The sequence below is a fragment of the Maribacter sp. genome, assembly GCF_049667165.1.
GTDB lineage: Bacteria > Bacteroidota > Bacteroidia > Flavobacteriales > Flavobacteriaceae > Maribacter_A.
The window spans coordinates 1-4,079 of sequence record NZ_JBATHS010000241.1; the positions used below are offsets into that span (position 1 = coordinate 1).

Here is a 4,079-nt window from a genome sequence, read left to right on the forward strand (position 1 = left end):
ATGTAAGACTGAATAAGATCGGGAAAAGTAGTTGAAAGCCACAAGCAAAAAAACGTGGCAACTATAATCCAACTTTTCATTTTAGTATTTTAAATTATTTTGTTTAAAGATATAAAAATAATATTAAACATTATTTAACAAATTTATGTTTAACTTTAATTATTTTTGATTAAACAAATTTTAATTAAAATCTAATGATATGAAAACTTTTTTACTAAACTTGCCTCTTTTGGCAGATGTTTCAAAAATCGCTACGGACGATTATGTGGGCTTTACCTTCTTTGTAGGATGTATGGCTATGATGGCAGCTTCTGCCTTCTTCTTTTTATCAATGAATGATTTTGATAAAAAATGGAAAACGTCAATCTTGGTATCAGGCTTGATTACTTTTATTGCTGCTGTACATTACTGGTACATGCGTGATTATTGGGCTGCTGTAGGAGAATCTCCAACATTCTTTCGCTACGTAGATTGGATACTGACTGTGCCATTAATGTGCGTTGAGTTTTACCTTATATTAAAAGTTGCCGGGGCAAAAAAGTCTCTTATGTGGAAATTAATTCTGGCTTCTGTAATTATGTTGGTCACAGGATACTTTGGTGAGGCTGTGTACACTTCTGGAAGTGGTCCTGCTGTTTGGGGTCTTATCTCAGGTTTGGCTTATTTCTACATCGTATATGAAATTTGGTTAGGAAGCGCGAAAAAGCTTGCCCAAGAAGCGGGAGGAGCTGTTTTGACAGCACATAAAACATTATGTTGGTTCGTTCTAGTAGGATGGGCAATATACCCTATTGGCTACATGGCTGGAACCACAGGATGGTATGATGGTATATTTGAAGGTTTAAATATGGATGTCATCTACAATATTGGTGATGCCATCAACAAAATCGGGTTTGGATTAGTAGTTTACGCAGCCGCTGTTGCTTCAAGAAAAAGTGCTTAACTCCATTACTTTATGTGGATGTTGATTTAAAAAGCCTGGATATATTCCAGGCTTTTTTCATTACATTCTTTCAGGCACTTGGATTCCCAACAACAAAAATGCGGATTTAATGACCTCCCCGACTTTTTTGGACAATTGCACCCGAAGTAGTTTCTTATGTTCGTTGGCCTCTCCCAAGATGGAAACCTGCTGATAGAATGAATTGAATTCCTTTACCAGATCATATGTGTAATTAGCTATCAAAGCAGGACTATAGTTTTCAGCTGCCAATTGAATGGTCTCGGGAAAGAGTTGGATTTGTTTGATGAGTTCCTTTTCTTTTGGATGAAGACCTGCCAGGAGGCCTCCTTTGTCGGCAAAAACTTGCAGGTCCAACTCCTCCGCCTTTCGTAAGATCGACTGTATTCGGGCATAGGTGTACTGGATGAACGGCCCCGTGTTTCCTTGAAAATCAACAGACTCTTCAGGATTGAACAAGATTCGCTTTTTGGGATCTACCTTTAAGATAAAATACTTGAGGGCTCCTAAGCCGATCATGCGATATAATGCCTGTTTCTCATCGTCGGAATAATCCTCTAACTTCCCTAATTCCTGTGAAATGGTTGCAGCCGTCTGGGTCATATCCTCCATCAGGTCATCAGCATCAACCACGGTACCTTCCCTGCTTTTCATTTTGCCACTGGGCAAATCGACCATCCCATAACTTAAATGGTGCAACTGCCCTGCCCATGAATAGCCCAATTTCTTCAAGATCAGGAACAACACTTTAAAATGATAGTCCTGCTCATTTCCTACCGTATAGACCATTCCCATCACATCGGGATAATCCTTTACCCGTTGAATGGCGGTACCAATATCCTGGGTCATGTACACGGCAGTCCCATCGGAGCGCAACACTATTTTTTCATCAAGTCCCTCGTCGGTAAGATCGATCCAGACACTACCATCCTCTTTTTTATAAAATACCCCTTTTTTTAAACCATCGGCAACGACATCCTTTCCCAAAAGGTAGGTGTCACTTTCGAAATACAATTGGTCAAAATCGACACCAAGGTTTTTATAGGTTTCCTCAAAACCTGTGTACACCCAGCTATTCATCATTTTCCAAAGGGCAACTACGGCATCATCACCGGCTTCCCATTTTCGGAGCATCTCTTGGGCTTCCAAAAGCATTGGCGCTTCTTTTTCGGCCACTTCCTTCGCTATGCCCTTGGCCACCATGGCTGCTACTTCGGCTTTATAGGTTTTATCAAATGCAACATAATACTTGCCCACCAACTTATCGCCTTTTAGACCCGTACTCTGAGGGGTCTCTCCATTCCCATATTTTTGCCAAGCCAACATGCTTTTACAAATATGAATGCCCCGATCATTGATGATTTGGGTCTTATACACCTTTTTTCCCGAAGCCTTTACTATTTCAGCAACCGAATACCCCAACAGGTTGTTTCTAATATGCCCTAAATGCAAGGGTTTGTTCGTATTGGGTGATGAATATTCGACCATTATGGCATCATCGCTGGTATTGGTGACATATCCGAAATTCTTAGTATCCTTGATCGCATTGAAAAATTCAAGATAATACGCATCACTAATGACAATATTCAAAAATCCTTTGACCACATTAAAGGCAGAGACCGCTGCTACATGTTGCTTCAGATAATCCCCAATCTGTTCACCGATACGCTCAGGGTTCCCCTTCACATAACGGAGCATGGGAAATACAACAATCGTAATATCCCCTTCAAAATCCTTACGGGTAGGTTGAAATTCCACAGTGGGCAATTCCACCTTGAAAACGGCAAAAATCGCTTCTTTTACCTTATTTGACAGGACTTCTTGGATATTCATCGACTATTCTTTTAACGCTGCAAAACTAAACATTTTTTGGTCTTTAATGGTGATGCGATTCTTTAAATCAACTGGATTTGGTTAACTTTAGTACTGCTAATGAAAAAGAGATACTATGTTATTGAACGTATCCTACAACCGTAGGGATATTACACGTAAAGTCGATCAGGAAGTCGGCAAGCCCTTTACCTTAAAAGAACGCTGGGCCATGGGTGGAATTGGATCCCCTAAATTGTTCATTACAGAGGCCAGTATAGAAATCAGGAATTTGCTCCTATTGGACAACAACATCGACTGTTGTAATATCGAGTTGCGGCCCAAGGGAATTATTGTACGATTTCGCTCTCTGTTAGAGAGCTATGCCCTGGTAATACCTTTTTATAAATTGACCGTCTACAAAGGTGATTTCGCCGTATATTCGGTTTATAGGGACCATTATTTTATAAAAGTCAAATCGGACACCAAGGCCATACAAAAGTTCTTTAAAAAGATCTTGGATTTTAGGACCGAAAACAGACCCACTTATATCGAAGACCTGTAATACTGAAACAAGAAGCGGATTCATGATACAAGACAAACCAAAGTTACCATGAACCCAATATCCTGACGCCTAAGCGTATGGTTTCAATTAAAACAAAATACTATGAAAATTCTACTTACGGGCGCCAATGGGTATATAGGCATGCGCTTATTACCACAGCTGTTGGAACTGGGACATGAGGTAATCTGTGCGGTGCGGGATGAAAATCGTTTTTCAATCGATAAGGATACCAAGGCACAGGTCCGGATTATCGAAGTTGATTTTTTAAAGGACTTCGCTTCAGGACGTATTCCCAAGGATATTGATGTCGCATATTACCTGATCCATTCCATGAGTTCGTCAACTTCCGATTTTGATGTTAAGGAGGCTGAATCGGCTGAAATCTTCAATACATATATGGCCGAAACCAACGTGAAACAGGTCATTTATTTGAGCGGGATCGTCAACGAGGAAAAGTTATCCAAACATTTGAGTTCACGTAAAAACGTAGAGGATATTCTATATCAAGGATCTTTTAATCTTACTGTATTACGTGCCGGCATTATTGTGGGATCAGGTAGTTCTTCCTTTGAGATTATCAGGGATATTTGCGAAAAACTTCCGTTTATGATTACCCCTAAATGGGTGTTGACCAAAACACAACCAATTGCCATTCGCGATGTTATAGTTTTTTTGACTCAGGTTATCGGCGACAAAAATACCTATAATGATTCCTTTGATATCGGTGGCCCGGATGTTTTGACC

Annotated in this window: 4 protein-coding genes; 3 read left to right on the forward strand and 1 reads right to left on the reverse strand. The window is 40.0% G+C overall.

Annotation, left to right across the window (positions count from 1 at the left end):
* The first annotated feature begins 199 nt into the window (after window positions 1–199).
* Entirely contained in the window at window positions 200–943 is a 744-nt protein-coding gene (locus tag WBM98_RS12225) for a bacteriorhodopsin-like (RefSeq protein ID WP_424366307.1), read from the forward strand.
* Between the two features lie 60 nt (window positions 944–1,003).
* On the opposite strand, the gene argS is transcribed toward WBM98_RS12225, so the two are convergent.
* Entirely contained in the window at window positions 1,004–2,794 is a 1,791-nt protein-coding gene (gene argS, locus WBM98_RS12230) for an arginine--tRNA ligase (protein ID WP_424366308.1), read from the reverse strand.
* Between the two features lie 115 nt (window positions 2,795–2,909).
* Here argS and WBM98_RS12235 point away from each other — a divergent pair, with 115 nt between their 5' ends.
* Window positions 2,910–3,335, forward strand: a complete 426-nt coding sequence (locus WBM98_RS12235; RefSeq protein ID WP_424366309.1) for a hypothetical protein — start codon at window positions 2,910–2,912, stop codon at window positions 3,333–3,335.
* Window positions 3,336–3,437: 102 nt separating this feature from the next.
* The coding region (locus tag WBM98_RS12240) for an NAD(P)H-binding protein (protein WP_424366310.1) at window positions 3,438–4,079 on the forward strand (642 nt) is incomplete at its 3' end.